Raw genomic sequence first — 23,942 nt, forward strand, 5'->3', positions numbered from 1 at the left:
TCCCTGAATTCGGGGAGGGGTCGGGGGTGGGGTCGGATACTTGAGTGCCTATGCTCCGACTTCTATTTCGCCTCAGCCTGTTGATCTTCGCGCTCACTGCCGTCATGCTCGCGCTCGCGCCGCTGGCCGCACCTCGTCCTGTCGATGCGACGCCCGCGTGGACGGCGTATGGCTTCGCGGCGTGCGAGCTTCCCTGCTGGGCGGGGATCACTGTGGGCGAAACCCCCTTCGCAGATACGGTCGCGCTCACCGCCGCCAGCGTCCCTGCCCTCACCTCGCATACGATTGCCGGGTCGCCCGTGTTTTTGTGGGGCACCGCCGATCCATACTATTTCAGCGGCTTGGTTTATCTGGGCGAAACAACCGTCGGGCGCGTAGAACTCAGCCTGAAGCTCCCCGCCGACTATCTGATCGCGCGCTTCGGACTGCCCGCGTGTGTGTTGAGCGGCCCGGATGTCAATCAGGCCGGGCATTTGAGCGCGATCTACTGGGGCGGCGCGGACTGGGTGGCGGCGGCGTTTGTCAACGGCAGCGCGAACGGACTGTTCGGCCCGGCGGCGACGATCTATGCGTTTTCGGTCTTTCGAGGGAACATGTCACCTTGTCCAAAAACAACAGCCCCGTGGCGCGGGGCTGCTGCATGGTGGCGATATACGGCGTGGATCGAGGAGCAGGCGGATTAGCGGCCTTCGATCATCCCCATCAGTTCCTGCGTTTCGCGGGACGGGTCAATGCCGAATTTGTCGTTGAGAATTTGCTTCAAACGACGATACTGCATCTTGGCATCATCGATCAGATTCATCTTAAAGTAAATGGTCATGACCTGACGATGGATGTCCTCACGTTCGGGCGTTTCTTTGAGCGCCCGCGTGTAGAAGCCGAGTGAGCGGTTTTCGTCGCCGCGCTTGGCGTAAATGCGGCCCATCTGAATGAGCGCCTGCGCGTACAACTGACGCAGCGTGTCACGGCGCTGCTGCACCCACGGCATTTCGACCGTTTGCAGGAAGGGCGCGCGGTACACGTCAATCGCGCGGTTGAGGAGCGCCATTTCTTCGCGTTCGCTGTTGGCAACGAGGGCTTTTTCGACCGTATCCTGAAAATCGCCGACATCGTAGTGGCGGACAAGCTTTTCGCTGGGCATGTAGAAGCCGGAATTGTACTGCGTCAATTCGTGATTGCCGCCATCCGGAATTTTCATACTGATACGTTCGGTGATTTTACGCTTAGTCACATGGAAGACGTTCGTCGCCTCTTTGACCGAGAGTTCCGGCCAGAAGGTTTCGAAGATTTCGTCGCGGGTGACCAGCGGGTGATCCATGAAGAAGAAGAACAAGTTTCTGGGCAGCGCGCCATCCCAGTTCGTGATCGGTTGGCCGTTCACGAGCGCGTGTCCACGACCAAAAGCGTAGACTTCGAGCTGTGGCTTAGGCATATTTTCCACCGTGAACATCAAATCATCCCGGCGCTGTTCCGTACCGAGCACGACGGCGTCACCGCGTGCGACCATGTCATACCACGGTTGGTACATCAGCAAGCGCGACGAGAACGCGATCTGCGCGTTCGGGGGCATGGCTCCAACCACCGCTTTAATAAACTGGTTGAAGTCGGCGTCCATCCCAATACGATCAAGTTCGTCGATGAAGAGGGTGGTGGGTTTGTCACTAAAGGCGGCGAGGTCGGCAGCGAACGCTTCCCCGAGGCGAGTGGGGTTTGAGCGATCGTCGAGGGCTTGCTGGAGGTTGGGGCCGAAGTTGGGGAGCACGGCTTTAAATTCCTCCAGAAGGCCACCTAACCAATCCACCAGGGTCTTCTGTTGTTCGGAAATTCTATAATATAGAAAGCCTTCTTTAGCATTTGACAAGAAATGCGTTAAGAATAAATTCCTATAGCTTGTCCATGGGTAGAGCAGGACGATCTTCTTACCTTCAGAACGCTGCCGGAAGGACTCGACGGATACGTTGGTTACCTGATGCACCAGCATTCTGAAACTCCACCCTTCCATAACCGCTGTTGTACCCATGTCGTTGTCCTAGTATGCAGTAGGGCTGGGCCAATTCCGCGAAACGATAACATTACTCCCCACTTGAGTATAATCCCTACGCTGTTCAAATCACAATGCTCAAACGTTAGAGATTATTAACAAAGGTGTATGTAAATACAAATGGAGCGACTATTATTTACATTTTCCCCAAGGATTGTAATATTTGAATGATAATAGTGAAAAACATTTGGTATGTCAATAATACGAATGGCTGATACTGTGGTTCGGCCCGGCGGTTAGGCCGTCACTGTTGCGCTCAAATGTACGGGACGCCTGCGCGCGCCTGAGGTCGAGCGCGCGCGATTCGTTTGTGATCAAAACCTGACAAAACGGCTTATCCTAAAAACGTATGAATGCTTGAGGCTGCAACAGTGAAACGCGTATCCTTAATTCTCTTGTGTTTACTGATGGCGGCAGTCCTGTTCTTGAGTCTCCCCCACAGCGCCAACTGGCTGCTGCGCGTGGATGTGCTGCTGATTTACGGCCTGCTGACCGCCGTCTCGCTCACCTTCGGGGTGGTGCTGGCCGATCGTCTGCAACTGAGCAGCGCTCATGTCGTCGGCATGCTCGCGTTCCTGTCGCTGCCCTTCGGCTTGATCGGTATGATGACATGGGCGCTGGGGTCGGGCGGCGTGCTCGCCGAAGTGATTCGCGTCGTGCGCGAGCGCCGCTCCGGAAGCCAAACATACCGCGCCCCGGCGCGCTGGTGGCGGGTGATCTTTACGGTAGCGCGGATCACCGTTCCCTTCTACTGCGCGGGCATCGTCTACCATGCAGTCGGTGGTACGCTGCCACTGAACGACTTGACGCCGACCTCGCTGCTGCCGCTGCTGATCTACAGTCTGTTGTACGTTGGGCTGTACATCGGCATCTACCTGACAGAAATCTGGTACGGCGGTCAACCGCTCGATAGCTTGCGGCAAATGCGCGCCGAAGTGCTCATCGCGCTGTTCCTGCCGATTCCGTTTGGGCTGCTCGGCTCAGGCGTCTACAACAACGGGTCTGATGTCTTGTTCAGCGTGTACATCACCGGATTTGCCGCGCTGCTCATCACTCCTTACGCGATCAGTCTGACGCAGCGGCGGCTGCGCACCCAGTTGGATAACTATCGTCAGCTCTCCTCGGCCAACCAAGCGCTGTACAACAGTCAGCGCCAGCGGGTGGCGCAGTTCAGCGCGCTCAACGAGGTGCTGATGCGCCTGAACGGTACGCTGTCGTTTGATGTCGTGCTCGAAACGATCACCGACTCGGCGCTCATGCTGTCGGGTGGCTCGGCGGTTTCCGTATACATGTACTGGGATGATGTCAAAGGCGCGCTGGCGCTCGTCCGCAGCAGTGGGTTGAGCCAGCGCTTCACCATCAATCCACCGGACCCGCTCATGAGCCAGGCGGCGAGCAAAGGGACGTCCGCGCCGATTGTCCCGCTGATCATCTCAGATGCGGGGCAGAGCGAACAGGCCGCCGCGCTCCGCGATCTGCTGCTCGACGAAGGCAAACGCGCGTGGATCGAGCTGCCGCTGCTGGTCGGCGGCGTGCTGGTTGGCGTGCTGGTGCTGTACTTCGACCAGCCCCACGAGTTCGCGCCTGAAACGATTGAAGTGCTGCGCACCTTCGCGAATCAGGTGGCGCAGGCGTTGAGCAACGCGCGGTTGTACGCTATCACCGACGAAGCGCTGGAACGGCGCGTCGGTCAACTGCTGGCGCTGGCGGCCATCGGTCACGAACTGACGGCGACTATCGACCTCAAGACGATCTGCAACCTCGTGCTGAATCACGCGCTCGATGCTACCCGCTCGACGATGGGACTGATGCAGTTGTTTGACGAGCACGACCAGACCGAACTGGTGGTCAAACGCGGCTACAACGCGGCGACGCTCGATGATCCCATGCCCTATCTGACGGGCATGGTCGGCGAAGTGCGGCGGCGCGGTGAGCCGATTCTCATCAGCAATGCGGAAGCCGACCCGCAGTATGCGCGGTTCGCGCTCTCGGCGCAGTCCCAGCTCACCGTCCCGGTGCTGCAAAATACCACGCTGCTCGGCGTGATTATGCTGCAAAACCCGCAGCCCGGCGCGTTCAGCACCGAAGACATCGATTTCATCATGCAGCTCGCGAATCAAGCGGTGATCGCGCTGGACAATGCGCGTCTGTTCCGCCGCACCATGGAAGCGCGTGACCGCCTCCAGTTGATCCTCAACAACGTGCAGGAAGCGATCATCCTGCTGGACAGCACAGGTACGATCACGCTGGCCAACCCGCGCGCCGATCTGCTCGGCTTCCAACCGGAAGCCCTGCTCGACAAGTCGGTGCTGACTTTGATGGAGGAAAACCCGAATTTTGCGACGGTGCTGGGCTACACCCCCCAGGAATTGACCGAACTGGTGCGGCATCTCACGGGCGGCGTGATGCCAGCGGACGAACCGACCAGCTACAGCCTCGAGTCGCGGTATCTCGCGCGGCAGGTGATTCCGATTACCGACGACGAAATGCGCGGGGCGCTGCTCGTGTTCTACGACGAAACGGAGCGCATCCACTTGGCGCAAACGCGCGAAGATGTTTCGCGCATGTTGATCCATGACCTGCGCAGCCCGCTCACCGCCGTGACGACCAGCCTTAAGCTGCTCAACGAACTGACACCCAAGGACAGCAACCTGCGCCCGCTGGTTGACTCCACCAGCGAATCCGGGCGGCGCGCGATTCGCAAAATCCTCCAGCGCGTCGACTCGCTGCTCGACGTGTCGCGCATGGAGTCGGACTTCCTCGCGCTGGATGTCGAGCCGACACCGCTCACGGCCGTCGTGCAGACGGCGCGCGAAGAGCTCGACCCGATTGCGCAGGAGATCAACGTCACCATTATCGCCGAACTCCCCGACGACCTGCCGCTCCTGAGCATTGACTCGGATAAGGTCGAGCGCGTGCTGCTGAACCTGATCGACAACGCGCTCAAGTTCAGCGGGGATGGCAGCGCAGTGACGATCCGCGCGCAGCACAACGGCGGACGCATGCTGCAAATCGACGTGATCGATCAAGGTCCCGGTGTGCCGGACGACTACAAAACGCGCTTGTTTGATCGCTTCGTGCAGGTCAAAGACCAGAAGGGGAAACGGCGCGGCAGCGGCCTCGGCCTGACCTTCTGCCGCCTCGTAATCGAAAACCACGGTGGGCGCATCTGGGTGTGGGATAACCCGGCGGGCGGGAGCATTTTCTCGTTCACCCTGCCCACGCTCAAAGAGAAAGACAAGACCAAAGAAGTGCAGAAGGCGTAAAAGCCGCTGCTCGACCGAAGTTCACCAGTGGACGTAGGGGCGCAGCTTAGCCTCTACGAAAACTGCTAATTCAGCGTTACCAGTTGCTTCCACAATCTTATGCTCGGCGATGAAAGAATTGCGCTATCATTGCGATAGTGTCAGTCAATCTCAAGGAGCTTAACTATGGAACCAGTGACGGGCATCATCATCATCTTTGTGGTGGTCATCATGGTTATGGGGTTCTTCGCCTTCCGCCTGCTCAAACCGGCAGCGGCGCAGCCCAGCCAGGATGAAGCGCAGTCCAAGTAACGGTCTTGCCGCAAGTCTAACCGTTGGAACTGGCCGCTCCGGCTGGTTGTCGATCTCTAATCAGTGGGATGAGGACAAACCTCATCCCACTTCCTCGGTCAACCCCAATTGATTCAGAATATGTGCCGCGCGAGCATCCCACGTGTAATGGGTCATGACCTCGCTGTACGCCTGATCGGCGAGCCGCTGGCGCAGCGCGAAGTCGTCGCGCAATTGGCGGATCGCCTCGGCCAGCGCGATCACATCGCTCGGCGGCGTGAGCAGCGCCGATGCGCCATCGGTCACGACTTCACGCGTGCTCGGCAAATCTGAGGCGACGATGGCGCGGCGGGCGGCCATGTATTCGAACAGCTTGAGTGGTGAGGCGTGATAGGCGAAATGCGGCGTGAAGGGAAACGGCATCGTACACACGTCGAAGGCGCGCAGGTACAGCGGAATCTGATCCGGCGCGACCTGCCCCGCGTACAGAAAATCGTCTTCGGGCAAACCAGCGGCGATCCAGCGGTCGCGGAGCTGCGCCGCGCGATCATCCGGCCCACCGACCAGCGCGATGGCCGTGCCGCCGACCTGCGCCAGCGCGTCGACCAGCGTGCCGACTCCCTTATCCATTTCCATGGTGTGCAGGCGTCCAACATAGCCGACGATGAAGCCTTCTGCGCGCCACCCGAGCTGCGCCCGTGCTGTCGATTTATTCGGCAGGTTGGCGAAGCGATCCCGGCGCACGCCATCATGCGCGACGTGCGCGGACTGCGCCCCACGTTCACGCAGATCGGCGGCGAGCTGCCCAGTGGTCGCGAACACATGCCCGACGCGGCGCACCGTCCAGCGCTGAAGGGTAGCCCCGACGCGCCCGCTCGCCAGTTGATGCGCCTCATAGGCCAACTTACGCCGCGGCTTGACGAGGCTCAACGACAGCAAAACCAGCGGATCGCGGCTGTAGTACACGTCTGCCGGGGTGAACAGCGCCCCGATCAGCGCGGAAAGCGTGAACGTGAGCAGTTGCAGCAGGAAAATTACCTGCGCCAGTCGATCCGACCGATTCGGCACGAGCGGCAGCAGATCGAGACAGGGCAAACGGCGCACGCGGAAGTTTCGGCGCACGCCGTAGTGCGCCCAGAGATCACGGACGCTCGCCAGCGCCGCCGTGTTGATGCGATTGGTCACCCACAGCGAGACATCCGCGCCCACCTCGGCGAACGCTTCGCAGTTCTGCATGATTTGCAGACCATGCGCCTTTTCGGTCGGCAGGCGGATATTGGCGATGTAGATCATGCGCGTCATTCGGCGCGCACCGGATGCAGCATCCATACATTCGGCTCAACGTAGACGGCGCAGTCGCGTTCGACATCCACCGGCACGGGGACAAGTGCGCCGGGCACGATATAGTCGCCGCTTTCGGGGAGGCGCAGCCCCGACCATGCCTCCCACTGCGCGATTGTGCCGGGGACGCGCATCGACTGCGGCGCCACCTTGACGATGCGCGCGCCTGCCCGCCAGTGAGCGCGCAGCCACGGATCAAACGGGGCGACCCCGTCGGTGTGCTTCCATGTGACGTAACGTTCCATCGGGGTGAGCGGGTAGCGGCTTTTGAGGTTGGGGCGCACGGGCGCGATCAACTGCCTGAAACCGTGCTGCCGCGCCAGATCGCGCATGGCGGCGATCACCTGGTGACTGATGCCCTGCCCCTGATGTGAGCGCGCGATGGTGATCGAGATGGCGCACAGCGTATTCGGCGTGATGCCCGCGTCTTTCCCGGTGAGCGCCGCTTCCAGCCCCCACGCCCACCCGCGATCGGGCAGGTCACCGCCGTCCCACGCGACCGGGACGCTGTAACCATGCGCGATGAGCGTGTCACTTTCGTACAGCCCGAACTGGAACGCGGGCAGTTCGTCCACCATGCGATCCCAGTAGCGGGCAGCGGTGTCGTCTTCCAGCATGAAAGACGCCCAACCGTCCTGCATGATCTGCCACTGCGCTGCGCCATCCATCGGGCGCACATCCGTTGGGAGAGCGCGATAGGGAGAACTCATCCTGCTTATCTCACAATCTGTTGGTACAGGGCTTCGTAGCGATCCGCGACAATCCCCCAACTGTAATGATCTTCAATCAGTTTGCGCCCATACGCGCCGAGCTGTGCCGCCAAGGCGTGATTATTCAGCAGGCGGATGATCGAGTCGACCACGGCGGCATCGCTGTCCGCGACCAGCACTTCGTGGCCGTCGCGCGCGTCGATCCCGTCAAGGCTGAGCGGTGAGGCGATCACCGGGCAAGCCATCGCCAACGCCTCCAGCACTTTGTTCTTGATGCCCGCGCCGAGCCGCAGCGGCGAGACGAATGCCGACGCCTTGGCGAGATACGGGCGAATATCGGGCACGCGCCCCGGCACGCTGACCGTGTCGCTGTTGAGCGCGCACATCTCCGGCGGCGGCTTGTTGCCGACCAACTGCACTTTCGCGTCAGGGATGACTTGGCGTACACGCGGGAGAATGTCAATGGCTAAGCGGATAGCCGCGTCGACGTTGGGCGCGTAGTCGAAGTTGCCCGTGAACAGGAGCGTCGCCGGGTCACGCGGCTGATCAGTCTGCGGCGTGAAATAGCTGAGGTCGATGCCGTTCGAGATGACCTCGACCGGGAGTTTGGGGTTCAGGCGCAGCAGTTCGTCGCGGTCGCGGTCGGCCACGACGACCGTCTTGGCATACGGCGTGAACATCCAGCGCTCAAATTCGCGGGCGACCTGCAGACGCAGCCACGTGCCCACATCGCCGTTTTTGGCGGCGAGACGGCTCAGGAACAGAGTGTAGCTTTCGTATGGCGTGATGAGCATGGGCAGCGGTTCAACCGCCCGCGCGAATTCATACACGTGAATGCCGCCGAACAAATGCGCGAGGTCGTAAGCATGCGCGTCAAAGGCGCGCTTGATCGCCCGCCACATGTCTGGCGACCACGCTTCCGCTTCGACTGCTGGAAAGCGCCCGACCGGGTTGGCGAGGCGGCGCAGGTAGCTGCCCACCCCGCGCGGCGATTCGGGAATGATGTGAATGTCGCGGAAATGCTCGGCGAACGGCGTGCAGTCCTGTTCGGGATCGCCAAAGGCCAGCAGGTCAATTTTGTGGCCGCGCGCCGCGAGTTCGCGGGCGAGATGGTAGACGATCAGCCGATCGCCGAGGTAAAGCGGGTACGGGGTGCAGCGCGATATGAGCAGAATCCGCATGTTGTTCTTCCTACTTAAAGCCGCGCCCCGTTTGACAGCGTCTAGCCCTTGTGAGGGAATCAGGGGTGCAGCCGTGTCTTACTGTCTATGACCGCCGTAAATCGATCCGCCATCGCCTGGGCGGAGAACCGCGCTTCAACCCGCGCGCGCCCCGCGAGGCCCATACGCGCCCGCAGCGCCGGATCGCGCAGCAGAGCGATCACCTGCCGCGCCAGCGCCGCCGCGTCACGCGGATCGACCAGATAGCCGGTTTCACCGTCGGCGACCGTTTCGGAGGGGCCGCCGCGCCGCGTGCTGACGACGGGCTTGCCCGACGCCATCGCCTCAAGGTTGACCATGCCGTAACTCTCAAAATCGGAGCTGCACACGACCACATCCGCCGCCGCGATGACACATTCGGCATCGGCGCGGAAGCCGAGGTAGATCAGGCGGTCGCGCAGGGCAGCGTCTGCGCGGGCAGTCTGCAGGATGCGCTGCTTGTAGGCGGTATCCGCCGCCGCGCCGTGCACGTTCTCCCCGGCAACGATGAAGCGGGCTTCGGGGATGGCCGCCGCGACGATGCGCGCCATGTCCTGAAAGGTATCGTGCCCCTTCACATCCTGAAAGCGCGCGATCAAGGCGACGAGCGGCGTGTCCGCGCGCACGCCCGCATCGGCGCGCACGTTGGCGCCGTCGCGTCCCGGCCGGAAACGCTCCGTGTCCACGCCCGGCGGCAGCACTTCGACCTGATCGGGCGGGAGAAAGGGCGGATCGCCGAGAAAACCCTCTTTGATCGCCCACGAGGCGGCGAAGGTGTGATCCGGCTGCGCGAAGAAGCCACGCTGCCACGCCTTCGGGTGAAACCACCAGCCCCAGCACGTCCACACCAGCGGCACACCGACGGCGTGGGCGGCGGGCAGCGTAAATGGCAGGCTGTGATAGTCGCTGTGCACGGCGTGGATACCCTGTTCGCGGATCAGGCGTTCGATGTGGCGCCGAATCGGGAACTGCGCGTAGAGCGCCGGGATGAAGTACACGCTTGCGCCGCGAAACGGGCGCATGTGCACCGGCCAACCGTGCGCGCGCCAACGTTCGGCCAGTTGTCCATCATGCGGGATGAGCAGGTGCGGCACAAAGCGTGCCGGGTCAAGGTGCTCGACCAGCGTCAGCAGCGACGTCTCGCCGCCGCCCAAGCCCACATACGTCGTGATGAACAGCAAATTCCGTCGTGACACAATGCCTCGTCATGAAAAAAGAAGGACTGAGGTGAAAGGACTGAGTGAAAATCAGGCCACCACAGCCCGGATTAGCCTGTATTTCTCAGTCCTCAGTCCTGCGCACTCAGTCCTTTGGTTCGCGTCAGTCTACCACTTCACAAATGTATAAGCTACGCCCGGAGATGCCCTCCGGGTCGCGCAGCACGACTTTGAAGCCGCTGCGTTCGACGGCGCGGCGGTACTGTTCGTCGGTGAACAGGCCGAGACGGTGCGTCTCGTCAAATGTGAAAATGCCATCGGCCACGGCGACCATATAGCGAAAGTCGAGGACCGACACCGTGCCTTCGATGCGCGAGACATTCATCCGCGCGATCTTGAGATCCGGCTCGTCGACGAAGCGGGCATGCACTGTATCCGGCACGTACTCCTCCGGCGAGAACCACGCTTCGAAAATCAAAATGCCGCCTTTGACGAGGTGCCGCCGGAAGGCTTCGGTGGCCAGCTGTAAACGCGCTTCCGTTTCGACATAGCCGATGGCGCTGAACAGGCAGGTGATCACATCAAATTGTTTGCCGAGGCTGAAGCTGGCTAAGTCGGCGTGGTAGAGGAGGAGGTCAGGCAGGCGATCATGCGCGATGGCGAGCATCTCCTCGTCGAGGTCAAAGCCCTGCGCGTTGTAGTAGCGGCGCAGGTAACGCAGGTGCTGCCCCGTGCCACACGCGGCATCCAGCAAACGCGAACCGACCGTCCGCTTATACCGCTGAATGAGTTCGTGAATGTAAGCGGATTCGCCCGCATAATCTTTAGAGGCATAAATGAGATCGTAAAATTCAGCAGATTTGGTGAACATCCGCGACTCCTCATTCGCTTCTGCTACTAGCTTAACATCATTACTTGACGGCCGGCATGCTTGATTCTGCGCGGCGGGCGGCGCTGCATCCCGATCAGCGCGACCCGGGTTGTTTCCATGCGGCTCGATCTGATATTATCCCGCGCATGAGACGATTTGCACTGTTTATGTGTCTAATTTTTACACTTGTCATGCGCGTCGGCGCCGCGCCCGGTTTCCCATCGGCGAATCCGCTGGCCGCGCCGCTCCTCGCGCTGGACGTGGCCGCGTCGGATCACCTCACGCTGTACGATGTGACCAACGACGCCTACCGCGATCTCACCTTCGGGCGAACGCTGCACCGCGTGTGGGGCTTCACACCAGACGGCTGCCGCCTGATCATCACCTTGGGGAATAATCCGGCGCGGCTGTATAGCGCCCGCCTCGACGGGGGCGATCTGCGCGAACTGGTGCAGTATACGGGGACATCATGGAGCGTGTGGGATGCGCACATGCAGCCCAACGGCGACCGCATCGCCTTCACGCTGATCGACACGGACGGGAACGGCGACCAGCGCCATCGCCTCGCGGTAGTGAGCGTCAACGGGGGTGAACCTGCGTTTTTGAGCGTCACGGGCGATGAACACACGCCGCGCTGGTCAGCGGACGGTCAGTGGATCGTGTATGTCTCGTATGAAACGTCGCCGGAAGGCAGCCGCGAAGCCGACCTGTGGATGGTCAGCGCGGACGGCGTCAACAAGTACCGCATGACCAATTTCAACGCGGGCAGTGTGAGCATGCCGCGTCCGTCACCCGATGGCGACCTGATCGGCTTTGTCTATTCGCCTTCGCCCAACAATGACCAGTTCTGGATGATCGGCGCGCAGCCCGACGCGCTGCCGACCCAGTTGAGTTACAACGCCGTGCTGGCGCTCGATTTGACGTGGCTCCCGGACAGCAGCGCCATGGTCGCCGCCGCGCGGGATATGCAGGGGATCGCAGAGAATCGGCTGTGGCGGATTCCGCTCGTGGGGAACGCGGACTCTGACGCGGCGCAGATCCCCGTCGATGCGGCGTTGAACTATCTCGACTATCCGCGCTTTGATCTGGGGTGGCTGGCGTTCCGCAGCGAGTATGGGCTGGAACTGCTGAACATGAATGACGGGGCGTGGCGCACGCTCGACAATGCCGCCAACACCCCGCCCGTGTGGAGTCCCGCCGGGTTCACGGGCGAAGCGGCCTGCCCGGCGTAAGAGTTAGCGGCGCTGGCGATACGCCCGCTCATCAAACTCGACCGCGTCCGCGCTATCATCGTCATCGCTGAACGCCAGGGAATCTTCGCGCTTGGGCTTCTCGGCATACCGATCGGCTTTGCGCTCCTGTTGCAGCGCACGGCGCACGGCGAAATCCAGCCACTCGGTGTAGATCAGCCACAGCGTGTGGCAGCCGACCGCCACCAACCAGACCATGCCCACCTGCCGGAAAAACGGATCGATGTTCCAGCTTCCGCCGAGCCACGCGCAGTAGATGATGAACAGTGTGAAATCGGCCAGCAGCAGCATGCGCCGCTGCCAGCGCCGCTTGACCTTCCGTTCGATCTGCGCTTCCCACTCGTGATCGCGTGTCATCAGCGGCGCTTCCGGTATTCGCGCTCTTCAAACTCCAACGCATCTTCCAATTCGCCGTCATCGTTCAGCGTCAGCCGCTGATCGCGCTTGGGTTTCTCGTGACGGATTTCGGCGAGTACGGTTTCGGCAATGGCGCGATAGTAGGCATTGCGTTCTTTCTCTAGGGCGCTGCGCACCGCGCGTTCCGCCCATTCCCAGTAGATGACCAACACGCTGTGAATGACAAACGCCATAAACCACAGGACGCCGACCACCGGGAAAAAGTCGCTGATGTAGGAGCGACCGCTGATCACGGTTCCATAAACGAACAGCAAGCCGAAATCGGCCACCAGCAGCATGCGCCTCTGAATGCGCCGCCGCACCTGCCGCTCAATCTCAATTTCTCGTTCCCGGTTATAGTCTGACATGCCTAATCCCCCGCTGGCTGTTACGTAAATTATACGCAGCAACGGTCGGTCGTCCGCGGGGGGGCGGGGGGGGGGGGCGGAACGGGCGACACGTGGTCTGCCCCTACATAGAAATTTTCTGGTGTTCTACTTTTGCGCACCGCGTGGTCTGAGTCCGGAATTTTGCTTTTTTGCTCAAAATCGAGCAATCTGTGTCAAATTTCTTTCCATACAACAAGGTCATTTCCATGTCTACCATTCGACTGCTCACCGAAGTGCCGGGACCGAAAAGCCGCGAAATGGCGGCTCGGCGCGAAGCCGCGACTCCGCGCGGCGCGTCGAAAGTCTCCGCGATCACGATTGAGCGCGCCGACGGCGCCGTGCTCACCGATGCCGACGGCAACACCCTGCTCGACTTTGCGGGCGGGATCGGTGTGCTGGCGGTCGGTCACTGCCCGCCGAACGTCGTCGCCGCGATCAAAGACCAGGCCGATAAGCTGATCCACTTCTGCGCGATCATGGGCACCTACGAACCCTACGTGCAGGTCGCGGAGATGCTCAATGCGGTCACGCCGGGGAACTTCCCCAAGAAGACCATCCTGCTCAACAGCGGCGCGGAAGCGCTGGAGACGGCGGTCAAAGTGGCGCGCAGCTACACCAACCGCTCCGCGATTATCGTGTTCGAAGGTGCATATCATGGGCGCACTAATCTCACGCTGTCGATGACGAGCAAATACGGCCTGTTCAAGAAAGGTTTCGGCCCGTTCGCGCCGGAGATCTACCGCCTGCCGTTCCCGAACCTGTACCGCCGCCCCGACGGCCTGAGCGAAGAGGCATTCGTCGACGACGCGATCAAGCGGCTGGAAAATGCCTTCATCGCGCAGGTCGATCCGAGCGCGGTCGCGGCGATTGTCATCGAGACGGTGCAAGGCGAAGGCGGGTTCATTCCCACGCCGCCGCGCTTCCTGCAGCGCATCCGCGAACTGTGCGATGAGCATGGTATCGTCATGGTGTCGGATGAAGTGCAGTGTGGTTTCGGGCGCACCGGGCGCATGTTCGCCGTCGAGCACTATGGCATCGTGCCGGATCTGATTTGCATGGCGAAGTCACTGGCCGCGGGCATGCCGCTCGCCGCCGTGACCGGGCGCGCCGAGATCATGGATGCCCCGCATCCGGGCGGCCTCGGTGGGACGTACAGCGGCAACCCGCTGGCCTGCGTCGCCGCCATCGAAGCGATCAAGATGATCAACGCGCCGGACTTCCTCGAACACGCGAACCATGTCGGCGTGCGCCTGCGCGAACGCCTGCTGCGCATGCAGGCCGAACTGCCGATCATCGGCGATGTACGCGGCCTCGGCCCCATGCTGCTGATCGAGTTCGTCAAAGACCGCGCGACGAAAGAACCCGCCACCGCCGAAACCCCGCTGATCGTCAACGAGGTGCTCAAGCGCGGCGTGGTGACGATTCGCGCGGGGTTGTACAGCAACTGCCTGCGCTTTCTGCCGCCGCTCAATATCACCGACGACCAGTTGGACGAAGGTCTAAACGCCATTGCCGACGCCATCCGCGCGGTGGTCAGCCAGCCGGTGGCGTAGAACAGTAACCTCACCCCGTTTCGCTGCGCTCAACCGCCCCTCTCCAGAGGGCGAGGGGCAAGACCGCCGTAGTTCAGGTCCCTCTCCGGGTGGAGAGGGACGGCTTGCGGAGCAAGCAGGGTGAGGTTGCGCCTTCCGCGTCCGCTGCAACACCAAATTTTGCGTAAATGCCCAATGCGACATTAATTGCTCTCGAATGGAACTCGGTGTAGACTGATCACAGATCCGTGTAGATAGAGAGCGAATCGTCGTGGTCGATAATGTCGTCCTCAGCGCCAGTCCTGCCAACATTCATGAATGTATTGAGCTTGCTCGTGAGCATGATTTGGGCATTGAAGTGATGGCGTTCGCGTTTCCGGCGGTGTTGGACGGCGACTGGCGGACGCTGACGGAGCAGTATCGCACGTGGCTCAAGCCGATCACCGGAGCGGTCACGCTGCACGGCCCGTTCATGGATATGGCGCCCGGCAGCCCGGACAAACAAATCATCGATGCGACGCTCAGCCGCTTCAAGCATGCGCTGCAGATCGCGCATGATCTCGACGCCGAGAAGATCGTCTTTCACGCGAACTTCCTCTCGCAGGTGCACTCTGAGGATTACCGCCTCGGCTGGACCAAACGAAATATCGATTTTTGGGGGCCACTCGCCTCCTACGCGGCGCTGCTCGGCGTGACCATCGTCATCGAGAACATGTGGGAATCCGACCCCTATTTGATCGCCGATGTACTCAAAGCGATTGATCACCCACGGCTGCGCGCCTGCCTCGATGTCGGGCATGCGCACCTGTATTCGCGCGTCCCCTTCGAAACGTGGGTGCGCGTCACCGCGCCCTACCTCGTGCATGCGCACATCAATAACAATGACGGCGAAGACGACGTGCATCGCGGTCTGCTCGATGGTGTGATGGACTACGGGCGTATTCTGCCGCTGCTGCGCGCCCTCCCTGAGCCCGCGACGTGGGTGCTGGAGATGGATCGCGTGGTCGATATGCGCGCCAGCCTGCCCCATTTCGATCTGCGCGTCTCTCAAGCCGAATAATCCCGCTGCCGCTCCGACGCCCGACTCACGGTGAGCCGGGCGTTTTTGTTGCCCCGCCGATCACGACAACGTTCGGGGTGGAGCACCTTAGCCACTTGACCAAGCCGAAAAATCACTCAGAAATCCGCGCCCCCTTGTCCCCTATCTACATTTAGAATCATATTAAGCTCCACATACGGTGAAGCGTTCAAGGGAGGTATTGTTATGTCGAAACGGTTTCTAGTGGTGTTGGCGGCGCTGCTGTTGGTGGTGGTTGCGCTGCCCCTGAGTGCGCAAGAAGTGACCCAAACCCCCGGCGGTGATCTGGGTAATACGGGGATGATGTCGGACGTGACACGCGTGCAGATCGGGCATTTTGCGCCGGATGCGCCGCCCGTGGTCGCCTATATCAACGGTCAGGCGGTGCTGGAAGCGCTCACTTACCCGGCGCTGACCGGGTGGCTGGAATTCCCCGGCACATCGCTCAATCTCACGTTCGTGCCGGAAGGTGCGCCGGAAGATCAGGCGGTGCTCGGCCCGGTGACCGTGAGCAACACGCTCGGCGGTTGGCTGACGCTGGTCGTGGCCGGTTCCGCGACGAATGGCACGCTCGGTCTGTACGCCATCAATCAACCGACAGGCAGTCTGGCACCGAACTGCGCGCGCGTGCTCGTCTTCCACGGAGTGGAGGGTGGCCCGACGGTCGATTTGCAGGATGCGGGCGGCATGTCGTTTGGCGCGAATCTCGCCTTCCCCGGTGGGATGATGGCCGGCGACATGCTGGCGACGCAGGAAGTCGGCGGTACGGCGGGCGGTCAGGCGGGCATGGCGACGATGAGCACGGCCTGTGCTATGACCGGTATGGACAGCGGCATGAGCGGCGGCGCGCAAGCCACCCAGGATCCCAGTCTGATGGGCACGCAGGAAGCGGGCGATACCAGCGGCCAGACGATGGGCAACATGATGATGACGGGCATGCGTGATTACTCGCAGGGTCAATCCCTCGCCTGCTCGTTGATCGCTACGCTCAACACAGGGGATCCAATGATGAGCGGTGACGCTCAGGCGACGCAGGACGCGATGGCGACCGCTGAACTCGGCGCAGCCGAAAGCCCTGTCGGCGCGGATGCCGGGTCAATGCTCGGCACGTACAACAACTGCGCCTACGTGATCGATGTGCCCGCGGGCGCGGGGACGTTCGGCGCGTATGCGGACGGCGGCCTGCTGGCCGACTTCGGCACAACCGAGTTCACGGCGAATACCTACACCTTCGTCGCGCTGATCGGCACGACGGATGCGCCGCAGGTGTTCACGTTCACGCTGCAAGGGGCGGATGTCGACACGCTGCTGGCGAATGAGCAGGAGCGGATGGGGCAGTCCGCTGGTATGGGCAGCGACGGTCAGGCCACGCAGGAAGCGGGCGGCTCGGGCTGATCGCGCTAAGAAGGTTAACGTCAGTTAGGGATAAGCTGCTTGTCAATCCATGCGCATCTGCACCCATATTGTGATCACCCGCCAAACCGCTCAGGACGAGGCATGCCTCGTCCCTACACAGACACACTTATCTGTCTCCCCTCCCCGAATTCGGGGAGGGGCCGGGGGGTGGGGTCGGATACACAGGGCAGTCACGCAAAATCATCGCCACTCGGCTGTTTTATCCCTAACTGACGTAAGGTTATCCTCTCTCTGTGTGTCGGGGCGCGCAATTTGTGCGCCCTGACGCCTGTCTAGCCACTCGGACGCCAGGCGGGCGCGGCATTGACCGCGCGGTCGAAGGTGAGGCGGCGCAGCGACCGTTCCCCGTTTAAGCCGACGACATACAGTTCGGACATGCCCTCGCGGTACGAGACAAAGGCCAACTGCTGACCATCCGGCGACCACACGGGCACATCGGCGTATTCGCGCCCGGTGCGCACCAGCAGCCGTTCGTTCCGGCGGCTGCTGTCGCTGATCCAGATGCCCCAGGCGCCCTCACGATGCGCCAGAAACGCGATCTGCTTGCCATCCGGCGAATACACGCGGCTGAAACTGCCCGGTTCAATTGCCAAATCGATCACCACGCCGATCGGCGGCAAGCCCCCACCCGCCACCTGTTCCATATTCGTGCCATCCACATTGATGGCGTAGATCACGCCATTGCCTTCGTGCAGCGCGAAGAACACCACCTGCTGGCCATCGGCGGACCACGCGGGATTGGTGTAGACGCCATCGTTGGGGGTGAGGCGGCGCACATTCCGCCCCGTGCGATCCATGAGGAAAATATCCGGGCGACCATCACGATCTGACATGAAGGCGATCAGCGTGCCATCCGGCGACCACGTGGGCGTAGCATCGTGCGCGTCGTGCTGCGTCAGGTTGCGCGCCAAACCCAACCGGACATCCAGCACATAAATATCGGAATTGACGTACTGATATGACATATAGGCGATTTCGGCGCGCGGCAGCGCATCACCGATCCCCTCCGCCGCCCCGATCAACAGGGCGCACAGGGCGGTGACGACTCCGCTGACGAGTAGAAAGCGGCGCAGCATCGGTTGTCTCCGCATATTTTGTGTATTCTACGCGGAAAATGATCGGAGGGTTCAGAAGCCCCCGCCAAACGCGCGCCAGCGTCCGGTCAGGCCGCCGAAGTCGTCGACCAGCAGCACAGTCTGCGCGCGCCCCGGCAGATAGATCGCGCGCCCATGCTCAAACGCGAGGATCGACACGGTATCGCCCGCTTCCGGCACGACCGCCCAACCAAGGGCGGCGCGCACGTCGAGATTGGTGCGCCACACTTTGCCAAAGCCGCGCACGGGTTCAAGTAAGCCCGCGGGCGGCACTTCGCCGAGGCTGTCCGGATCAACACCTGATGTCCACGTATCGGTGAACACGCGGAACGTCCCGTCATTCGCCAAACTGTAGATTTGCCCCGGTGTGCCCGCGAGGTAGACCATCAACCCGCGCTCAAACAACTGTGACGCGCCGCTGCTCTGGGTGGCGGCGATGCTCAACGGGCAGCCGATCTGACTTTGCAGCACCGGATCGACGGCGAGCACGCCGCTCAACGTGGCAGGCGGCGGAATCATGCAGATCACCGGAGTCGCCGCGCTGGTTGTGGGGACACCGACCGCGGCAGGCGTGCCGAAATCTGGAGGGAGAGCCACGATCACATTGCGTCCGGCGATCTGCGTCTGCTCGGCGATGTGAAAGGCGGTCAGCGTCGGCGCATTGTAGAGCTGATCCGGCGGGAGAATCGTCGTCCGCGCGGCCAGTTCGCCCAGCGAACCCATGCCAGAAAGCGGCATGGTCGGTGTGAAGGTCGTGGTGGGCGGCACGGTGTTCGTGTTGGTGATCGTCAGGCTGGGGGTGCGTGTGACCGTCGGCGTGTCCGTGCTCGTCAGCGACGGCTGCGGTGTCCATGTGGGGGACGGCGTCGCCGTCGCCGTTGGCGGTATCGTCGGTTCCGCCACCGTCGGCGGTACGGTCGGCGCAAGGGTATCGGTGGCCGTAGGCAGCACCGCGACTTCCAGCGTGGGTGGCGCCTCCGTGTCGGTGGGGAGCGCGGTGAGCGTCGGCAGCACCACCACGGTCGGCAGACCGGGCGCGGGCGTCGACTGGCAGGCGGCCAGCAGCAGAATCAGGCAGGTCAAGACAAGTTTACGCATCATGCGCGTGATTATAAACGCGAATCCGCTATACTCAACGGAACACCTTTGTCCTACCCCACCCACCGGATTGACCGGATAACTCACTTGTGTGGAGCGATTGTATGCCCGAAGCGAATGATGTTTTGCTGACGTTCATTCACATCACCGATACCCATATCAGCCCCGACCCGCGCTATAACGCCGCGGGTGGCAGTCACACGCCGCTGTTCGGCGCGAAGGCGCTGGTCAAGCGGTTGAACGCCCTGCCCTTCAAGGCAGATTTTGTACTGCATACCGGTGATGTGTGCTACGACCCCGACCCGACGGCTTATGCTGCGGCGCGCGACATCTTCGCCGAGCTCACGCTGCCGATCACCTACCTGAACGGCAACCACGACGACAAAGTGGCCTTGCAGCGCGTGCTGCTCGGGCGCGAACCACAGCAGCCCCGCTTCGATCAGGAATTCGAGGTCAACGGCGTGCAAATCGTGTGTCTCGACAGCCAGCACACAAGCAAAGAGGTCATTGGCGAGGTGACGGCGGAGCAATTACAGCGGCTGGAAGCTATCGCGCAGGCACATGATCCGCGCCCGCTGGTGGTGGCGACGCATCACAATGTGCTGCCCATCGGCGTGCCGTGGTGGGACGAGTTCATGGCGCTGGAGAACGGAGCCGACTTGCACCGCGCGCTGCTGCCCGCCCGGTCCCGCTTACGCGGCGTGTTTCACGGGCATGTGCATCAGGCGACGCAGACCTATCGCGACGGCATCGTCTACACGAGCGGTTTGAGTAGTTGGTATCAGATTCAGACCATGCCGGGGCAGGATCGCACCATTGAGGATCGCACGGCGCTGCCCGGTTTCAATGTGGTGACGGTCACGCGCACGCAGACCTTCATCCGCACGCACACCTATGTCGTGGAAATTGATATCGAGGGGTAGCGCCTCATCTTGCTGGCGGGTGAGGCAAGAGCGTATTTCACAATTGGTGAAGATGCTGAACCTCACCCCAACCCCTCTCCTAGAGGAGAGGGGAGACAGGCAAGTTTTTAAGTCCCCTCGCCCTTGGGAGAGGGGATTTAGGGGTGAGGTTAGACAAACTGCCGATTCTGAAATGACTTCAAGCCTCGCCCCTACAAATGCATCGTGAAATTCAGGTATCGACCGCTCAACCGTGGGGAGAGATGGCTGAGCGGAGCGAAACCGGATGAAGTTACCGCTTTACCACGCGTAGGCTTCAGGAGCCGTACCGCCGGGGCCGGGGAAGATTTCGTCGAGCGTCTTGAGCTGTTCCGGCGACAGCTTGATCGTCATGGCGTGCAGGCTGTCCTCAAGCTGACTGGACGTGCGCGGCCCGATGATCGGCGCGGTGACGGCGGGCTGATGCAGCAGCCAGGCGATCCCTACATCGGCGGGCTTTTCGCCAAGTTCCTTGCAGAACGCCTCGTATTTTTCGATCTTCGCGTGATGCTTCTCGATTTCCTTCTGCATGCGTTCACTGGCACGCCGCCCCGCCGCCTGCTTTTCCAGCACGCCGCCGAGCAAACCACCCGCCAGCGGGCTCCACGGAATCAGGCCGAGGCCGTAGTGCTGGCACGCCGGGATGACTTCCAGTTCAATCGTGCGGGCGTTGAGGTTGTAGAGGCTCTGTTCGCTGACGAGGCCGTAGAAGTGGCGGGCTTTGGCCGCTTCGTTGGCCTGCGCAATGTGCCAGCCCGCGAAATTGCTGCTGCCCACATACAGCACCTTACCCTGCTGCACGAGCACTTCCATCGCCTGCCAGATCTCATCCCACGGCGAGAGGCGGTCAATGTGGTGCATCTGATACAGGTCGATGTAATCGGTCTGCATGCGCTTGAGGCTGGCTTCGCACGCCTTGCGGATGTGCAGCGCGGACAAACGGCGCTCGTTCGGCCAGTCGCCCATATCGCCATAGACCTTGGTCGCGATCACGACTTTGTCGCGGCGACCGCCGCCCTGCGCCCACCAGCGCCCGATGATATTTTCGGTGACGCCTTCGCCCTTCTTCCAACCGTAGACATCGGCGGTATCGAAGAAGTTGATGCCCTGTTCGAGCGCTTCGTCCATAATCACGTACGAATCGGCTTCAGTGGTCTCCGGACCAAAATTCATTGTGCCGAGGCACAGACGACTCACCTTAAGGCCAGTACGACCGAGTTGTGTATATTCCATGTTGAAATGGCTCCTTGTATGAAACACCCTGCTGCTAGCTGCAAAGGCGCAATAGTAAACTGTGCATTCGATTTCAGACACAATTCTGACGCATCTGTAGTAAAATTGCATCTATTGGGAGTGAAGAGTTTCGATGCGGTATGCTGTCCGGCGACGTAGCGAGAAGGCGCTTGACTAGACGCGAAAACCGGGCGCACCAAGGCATATGGCAGACGGTGGTGCGATTCCACCCACTTCCACACACACGACCGGGCGATCACGTGATCGCCCGGTTTTGCTTTCTAACCTCACCCTGCCTGCTGCGCAAGCCGTCCCTCTCCGTGGGGAGAGGGACATGAGCCGATTTGCCTTTGCCCCTCGCCTCATGGAGAGGGGCAGTTGAGCGCAGCGAAACGGGGTGAGGTCAACTGAAGTTCGCTACGACTTGAAGTTGATCTTCTCGTTCTCGCCGCCTTCGTACTGCTGTCCCGTGACCACCGCCTTGAGGAAACCGACCAGCGTCACGAACTTGTTCGACGGCGCATCCCAGTATTCCGCTTTGTCGACGGCGACTTGCAGCAGCGCGATATCCGGCGTGTCGAGGCCGTCGGGGAACCATGCCTTATAGATCGTGTCCCAGTATTTCTCCATCGTCTGGCGGTCACGCACGAGCAGCGCGCGCCCGGAGACCGAAACAAAACGGTTGCTGCCGGGGTCAGCGTAGCTGACATTTACCTGCCGATCCTGCTGCACGTCCTGCACCTTGGGCGACCGACCGTAGGTGAAAAACCACAGGTAGTGCCCGTCGAAATCTTCCAACTGCGTGCCCATCGGGCGGCTGCGCAGCGATCCATTGTTCTCGTCGACCGTGGTGAGCATGGCGATTTTGATGTCCTTGATCAGTTCGCGGAACTTCTCGACATCGCTGTGACCGTTTTTATTTTCCATCGCTACCAATACCTCATCACCTAGTTTACGAAATTAAGTTTATAATAAAGTGATGGACCAAGGCAACGATATATCATCAAACATTCATGCATTACGGCCCGGTGTAGACCACGCGCCACACCGAGCCGTACACGTAATCGACCACAATCAGGTTGCCCGCCGGATCGAACGTGACATCGGATGGACGAATCAGCCCGGTCACGAAAGCGGACGGTACATACTCCGGTGACTCAGCCGCGCGCGGGTCGATGTGAACGACGCGCTGCCCACCCTCCACGCCATTCCACAGCGCGACAAACAGGTGATCGAACAGATTGACCGGGTAAGCGTTCCCGGTGTTGACCGCCACACCGCGCGGCAGGCTCATATTCGGCAGGCGGACGAGATCGGGCTGGGTGACGATGATCGCGGGCTTGATCCAGCACTCGGTGCAGCCATAATCCAGCCAGTACGGGAAGCCGAAATGCGCGTCCGCTGCCAACCGCAGTACGCGATTGCCCCCACCCGTGATCAGGCCGCTGTCCGCCGCGTACAACGTCCCAGCGCTCGCCAGCGCCACATCGACCGGGTTGCGGATGCCCTGCGCATAGACGCTGTATTCGCCCGTGTGCGGCTGAATGCGCAGCACCGCCGCCTCGAACGGCTGCATATTGATCACGCCTTCGGCGGAGCGCGTGCGGTTTTCCGCATGGTCGCTCAACGCACCAACGCCAAGATACAGATAGCCGTCCGCGCCGAAGGTCAGACCGTTGGGCTGGTTGTCGATCATCTGGTAGCAGCACGGCAAATCGGTAATCACGGGCGTGACCGCGCCGTCCGGGTCAACGCGCCATACGCCGCCGCCCGCATCCAGCGTCAGCCGCGCGCTGACGTAGAGTACATCTGTCCCCGGTTGGAAGGCGAGGCCATAGGGCGACACAAAATCGCCGGCATGGCGTTCGGTAGAACCGTCCGCGTTCATGACGTAAACCGCGCCGTTCCGCGTGCCATTTTCGAGCACCGTGGCGTACAGGCGACCGTCCGGCCCGTAAGTGATTTGGAGCGGCTGGCCGGGGAAGCGTCCAACCGCCTCCACCTGAAAGCCTGTCGGCACTTGCAGGCGTCGCGACCACCCAGCGAAATCATCGGCGCAGGGGAAATCATCGCACGACCAACCCGTGATATTGGCGAGCGCCGCCTCGGCCAGCGGGATCGCCGCGGGCGCGCCGAACGGCGCGGCGGGTGTGAGCGTCCACAGCGGCTGCGTCGGCACCGGCGTATGGGTCGGCGTTAGGGTCGGCGACGGCGTAATCGTCGCCGTCAACGTAGCGGTCGCCGTTGGGGTTGGCGTGATCGTCAGCGTGGGCGACGGCGTCAGCGTCGCGGTCGGGACGAGCGTCGGCGTCTCCGTGTAGATCGGCGCGCTGCTCGCTTGCACAATCGGCGTGGCGCGGAAGGTCGACTCGGTCGCCGGAGCGCAGGCGGCCATCAGCCAAAAACTCAACGCAAAGACGCAAAGACGCAGACACGCAAAGAATTTTGAGAACAAATACGCTCTCCTAAACAGCCAATCAATCTAGCGACACGCCTTTGCGCGTCCGATCATACAGACAGCCTTCTAGCTATCGCCACCTTCAGAAAATACGTGATTGTGTAGGGAAGCGGGTATTGAAAAGCAATCCCTAGAGCCCAACCACCCATGCGGACGCGATAAATCGCGTCCCTACGAAAACGAAATTGGTTCGGCGAGCGCT

21 protein-coding genes are annotated in these 23,942 nt (G+C 61.4%); 8 read left to right on the forward strand and 13 right to left on the reverse strand.

All coding sequences use genetic code 11. The annotated features are described in order from the left end of the window. The first annotated feature begins 50 nt into the window (after positions 1-50). The gene (locus IPK17_RS37130; protein ID WP_343422790.1) at positions 51-683 is read left to right on the forward strand and encodes a hypothetical protein; all 633 of its coding nucleotides are present in this window, start codon (positions 51-53) and stop codon (positions 681-683) included. Here the strand turns inward: IPK17_RS37130 and IPK17_RS37135 are convergent. Further along, positions 680-1,762, reverse strand: a complete 1,083-nt coding sequence (locus IPK17_RS37135; protein ID WP_343422791.1) for a bacterial transcriptional activator domain-containing protein — start codon at positions 1,760-1,762, stop codon at positions 680-682. The two genes, IPK17_RS37130 and IPK17_RS37135, sit on opposite strands and share 4 nt — an antisense overlap. A gap of 686 nt (positions 1,763-2,448) precedes the next feature. Here IPK17_RS37135 and IPK17_RS37140 point away from each other — a divergent pair. Together IPK17_RS37140 and IPK17_RS37145 are read left to right on the forward strand one after the other, a co-directional pair. After that, complete coding sequence (locus IPK17_RS37140) at positions 2,449-5,307, forward strand: sensor histidine kinase (RefSeq protein ID WP_343422792.1); 2,859 nt, start codon at positions 2,449-2,451, stop codon at positions 5,305-5,307. A 165-nt stretch (positions 5,308-5,472) separates the two neighbouring features. Beyond that, a complete protein-coding gene (locus tag IPK17_RS37145; protein ID WP_343422793.1) occupies positions 5,473-5,598 on the forward strand; it encodes a hypothetical protein in 126 nt (41 codons plus the stop codon). An 81-nt stretch (positions 5,599-5,679) separates the two neighbouring features. Here the strand turns inward: IPK17_RS37145 and IPK17_RS37150 are convergent, their stop codons facing one another. From IPK17_RS37150 to IPK17_RS37170, 5 genes are all read right to left on the reverse strand, one after another. After that, entirely contained in the window at positions 5,680-6,906 is a 1,227-nt protein-coding gene (locus IPK17_RS37150) for a glycosyltransferase family 4 protein (RefSeq protein WP_343422794.1), read from the reverse strand. Continuing rightward, positions 6,876-7,628 (reverse strand): GNAT family N-acetyltransferase, encoded by a 753-nt coding sequence (locus IPK17_RS37155; protein ID WP_343422795.1) that lies wholly within the window; start codon positions 7,626-7,628, stop codon positions 6,876-6,878. Before IPK17_RS37155 ends, IPK17_RS37150 begins: the two co-directional genes overlap by 31 nt. Before the next feature lie 5 nt (positions 7,629-7,633). Further along, positions 7,634-8,809, reverse strand: coding sequence for a glycosyltransferase family 4 protein (locus IPK17_RS37160; RefSeq protein WP_343422796.1), 1,176 nt, complete (start codon positions 8,807-8,809; stop codon positions 7,634-7,636). A gap of 59 nt (positions 8,810-8,868) precedes the next feature. Further along, positions 8,869-10,023: a glycosyltransferase family 4 protein gene (locus IPK17_RS37165; protein WP_343422797.1), complete on the reverse strand. Its 1,155-nt coding sequence runs from the start codon at positions 10,021-10,023 to the stop codon at positions 8,869-8,871. A gap of 124 nt (positions 10,024-10,147) precedes the next feature. Then, positions 10,148-10,855, reverse strand: coding sequence for a class I SAM-dependent DNA methyltransferase (locus IPK17_RS37170; protein WP_343422798.1), 708 nt, complete (start codon positions 10,853-10,855; stop codon positions 10,148-10,150). A 167-nt stretch (positions 10,856-11,022) separates the two neighbouring features. On the opposite strand from IPK17_RS37170, the gene IPK17_RS37175 reads away from it, so the two are divergent. Further along, complete coding sequence (locus tag IPK17_RS37175; protein WP_343422799.1) at positions 11,023-12,087, forward strand: TolB family protein; 1,065 nt, start codon at positions 11,023-11,025, stop codon at positions 12,085-12,087. A 3-nt stretch (positions 12,088-12,090) separates the two neighbouring features. Here IPK17_RS37175 and IPK17_RS37180 read toward each other — a convergent pair whose 3' ends face one another. Both IPK17_RS37180 and IPK17_RS37185 read right to left on the reverse strand, forming a co-directional pair. Continuing rightward, on the reverse strand, positions 12,091-12,462 hold the full coding sequence (locus IPK17_RS37180) for a hypothetical protein (RefSeq protein WP_343422800.1): 372 nt from the start codon (positions 12,460-12,462) through the stop codon (positions 12,091-12,093). Next, complete coding sequence (locus tag IPK17_RS37185; RefSeq protein ID WP_343422801.1) at positions 12,462-12,869, reverse strand: hypothetical protein; 408 nt, start codon at positions 12,867-12,869, stop codon at positions 12,462-12,464. The genes IPK17_RS37180 and IPK17_RS37185 overlap by 1 nt, the downstream gene beginning before the upstream one ends. 227 nt (positions 12,870-13,096) lie before the next feature. On the opposite strand from IPK17_RS37185, the gene gabT reads away from it, so the two are divergent. The 3 genes from gabT to IPK17_RS37200 all read left to right on the forward strand — a co-directional run bounded on the left by gabT (position 13,097) and on the right by IPK17_RS37200 (position 16,895). After that, positions 13,097-14,443: a 4-aminobutyrate--2-oxoglutarate transaminase gene (gene gabT / locus IPK17_RS37190; protein ID WP_343422802.1), complete on the forward strand. Its 1,347-nt coding sequence runs from the start codon at positions 13,097-13,099 to the stop codon at positions 14,441-14,443. 250 nt (positions 14,444-14,693) lie between these two features. After that, complete coding sequence (locus tag IPK17_RS37195; RefSeq protein WP_343422803.1) at positions 14,694-15,482, forward strand: sugar phosphate isomerase/epimerase family protein; 789 nt, start codon at positions 14,694-14,696, stop codon at positions 15,480-15,482. 204 nt (positions 15,483-15,686) lie between these two features. Next, positions 15,687-16,895: a DUF4397 domain-containing protein gene (locus tag IPK17_RS37200; protein ID WP_343422804.1), complete on the forward strand. Its 1,209-nt coding sequence runs from the start codon at positions 15,687-15,689 to the stop codon at positions 16,893-16,895. 293 nt (positions 16,896-17,188) lie between these two features. On the opposite strand, the gene IPK17_RS37205 is transcribed toward IPK17_RS37200, so the two are convergent. Continuing rightward, a complete protein-coding gene (locus IPK17_RS37205; RefSeq protein ID WP_343422805.1) occupies positions 17,189-17,992 on the reverse strand; it encodes a TolB family protein in 804 nt (267 codons plus the stop codon). A 51-nt stretch (positions 17,993-18,043) separates the two neighbouring features. Then, positions 18,044-19,111, reverse strand: coding sequence for a hypothetical protein (locus IPK17_RS37210; RefSeq protein ID WP_343422806.1), 1,068 nt, complete (start codon positions 19,109-19,111; stop codon positions 18,044-18,046). Between the two features lie 101 nt (positions 19,112-19,212). Between IPK17_RS37210 and IPK17_RS37215 the strand changes: the two genes are divergently transcribed. Continuing rightward, the gene (locus IPK17_RS37215) at positions 19,213-20,031 is read left to right on the forward strand and encodes a metallophosphoesterase family protein (RefSeq protein WP_343422807.1); all 819 of its coding nucleotides are present in this window, start codon (positions 19,213-19,215) and stop codon (positions 20,029-20,031) included. Between the two features lie 279 nt (positions 20,032-20,310). Here IPK17_RS37215 and IPK17_RS37220 read toward each other — a convergent pair whose 3' ends face one another. The 3 genes from IPK17_RS37220 to IPK17_RS37230 all read right to left on the reverse strand — a co-directional run bounded on the left by IPK17_RS37220 (position 20,311) and on the right by IPK17_RS37230 (position 23,677). Then, on the reverse strand, positions 20,311-21,282 hold the full coding sequence (locus tag IPK17_RS37220; RefSeq protein WP_343422808.1) for an aldo/keto reductase: 972 nt from the start codon (positions 21,280-21,282) through the stop codon (positions 20,311-20,313). Between the two features lie 417 nt (positions 21,283-21,699). Further along, positions 21,700-22,209 carry a pyridoxamine 5'-phosphate oxidase family protein gene (locus IPK17_RS37225; protein ID WP_343422809.1) on the reverse strand — a complete coding sequence of 170 codons (510 nt, stop codon included), beginning with the start codon at positions 22,207-22,209 and terminating at the stop codon, positions 21,700-21,702. Between the two features lie 91 nt (positions 22,210-22,300). Beyond that, on the reverse strand, positions 22,301-23,677 hold the full coding sequence (locus IPK17_RS37230; protein ID WP_343422810.1) for a PQQ-dependent sugar dehydrogenase: 1,377 nt from the start codon (positions 23,675-23,677) through the stop codon (positions 22,301-22,303). Positions 23,678-23,942: the final 265 nt, after the last annotated feature.

The sequence above is a fragment of the Candidatus Flexifilum breve genome (genome assembly GCF_016713355.1).

What these genes read in the sequence shown, in the direction of transcription:
- IPK17_RS37130 (WP_343422790.1), top strand. Translation starts at nt 51, where the DNA reads ATGCTCCGACTTCTATTTCGCCTCAGCCTGTTGATCTTCGCGCTCACT.
- IPK17_RS37140 (WP_343422792.1), top strand. Translation starts at nt 2,449, where the DNA reads ATGGCGGCAGTCCTGTTCTTGAGTCTCCCCCACAGCGCCAACTGGCTG.
- IPK17_RS37145 (WP_343422793.1), top strand. Translation starts at nt 5,473, where the DNA reads ATGGAACCAGTGACGGGCATCATCATCATCTTTGTGGTGGTCATCATG.
- IPK17_RS37150 (WP_343422794.1), bottom strand. Translation starts at nt 6,906, where the DNA reads ATGGATGCTGCATCCGGTGCGCGCCGAATGACGCGCATGATCTACATC.
- IPK17_RS37155 (WP_343422795.1), bottom strand. Translation starts at nt 7,628, where the DNA reads ATGAGTTCTCCCTATCGCGCTCTCCCAACGGATGTGCGCCCGATGGAT.
- IPK17_RS37160 (WP_343422796.1), bottom strand. Translation starts at nt 8,809, where the DNA reads ATGCGGATTCTGCTCATATCGCGCTGCACCCCGTACCCGCTTTACCTC.
- IPK17_RS37170 (WP_343422798.1), bottom strand. Translation starts at nt 10,855, where the DNA reads ATGTTCACCAAATCTGCTGAATTTTACGATCTCATTTATGCCTCTAAA.
- IPK17_RS37175 (WP_343422799.1), top strand. Translation starts at nt 11,023, where the DNA reads ATGTGTCTAATTTTTACACTTGTCATGCGCGTCGGCGCCGCGCCCGGT.
- IPK17_RS37180 (WP_343422800.1), bottom strand. Translation starts at nt 12,462, where the DNA reads ATGACACGCGATCACGAGTGGGAAGCGCAGATCGAACGGAAGGTCAAG.
- IPK17_RS37185 (WP_343422801.1), bottom strand. Translation starts at nt 12,869, where the DNA reads ATGTCAGACTATAACCGGGAACGAGAAATTGAGATTGAGCGGCAGGTG.
- gabT (WP_343422802.1), top strand. Translation starts at nt 13,097, where the DNA reads ATGTCTACCATTCGACTGCTCACCGAAGTGCCGGGACCGAAAAGCCGC.
- IPK17_RS37200 (WP_343422804.1), top strand. Translation starts at nt 15,687, where the DNA reads ATGTCGAAACGGTTTCTAGTGGTGTTGGCGGCGCTGCTGTTGGTGGTG.
- IPK17_RS37205 (WP_343422805.1), bottom strand. Translation starts at nt 17,992, where the DNA reads ATGCTGCGCCGCTTTCTACTCGTCAGCGGAGTCGTCACCGCCCTGTGC.
- IPK17_RS37210 (WP_343422806.1), bottom strand. Translation starts at nt 19,111, where the DNA reads ATGATGCGTAAACTTGTCTTGACCTGCCTGATTCTGCTGCTGGCCGCC.
- IPK17_RS37215 (WP_343422807.1), top strand. Translation starts at nt 19,213, where the DNA reads ATGCCCGAAGCGAATGATGTTTTGCTGACGTTCATTCACATCACCGAT.
- IPK17_RS37220 (WP_343422808.1), bottom strand. Translation starts at nt 21,282, where the DNA reads ATGGAATATACACAACTCGGTCGTACTGGCCTTAAGGTGAGTCGTCTG.
- IPK17_RS37225 (WP_343422809.1), bottom strand. Translation starts at nt 22,209, where the DNA reads ATGGAAAATAAAAACGGTCACAGCGATGTCGAGAAGTTCCGCGAACTG.
- IPK17_RS37230 (WP_343422810.1), bottom strand. Translation starts at nt 23,677, where the DNA reads ATGGCCGCCTGCGCTCCGGCGACCGAGTCGACCTTCCGCGCCACGCCG.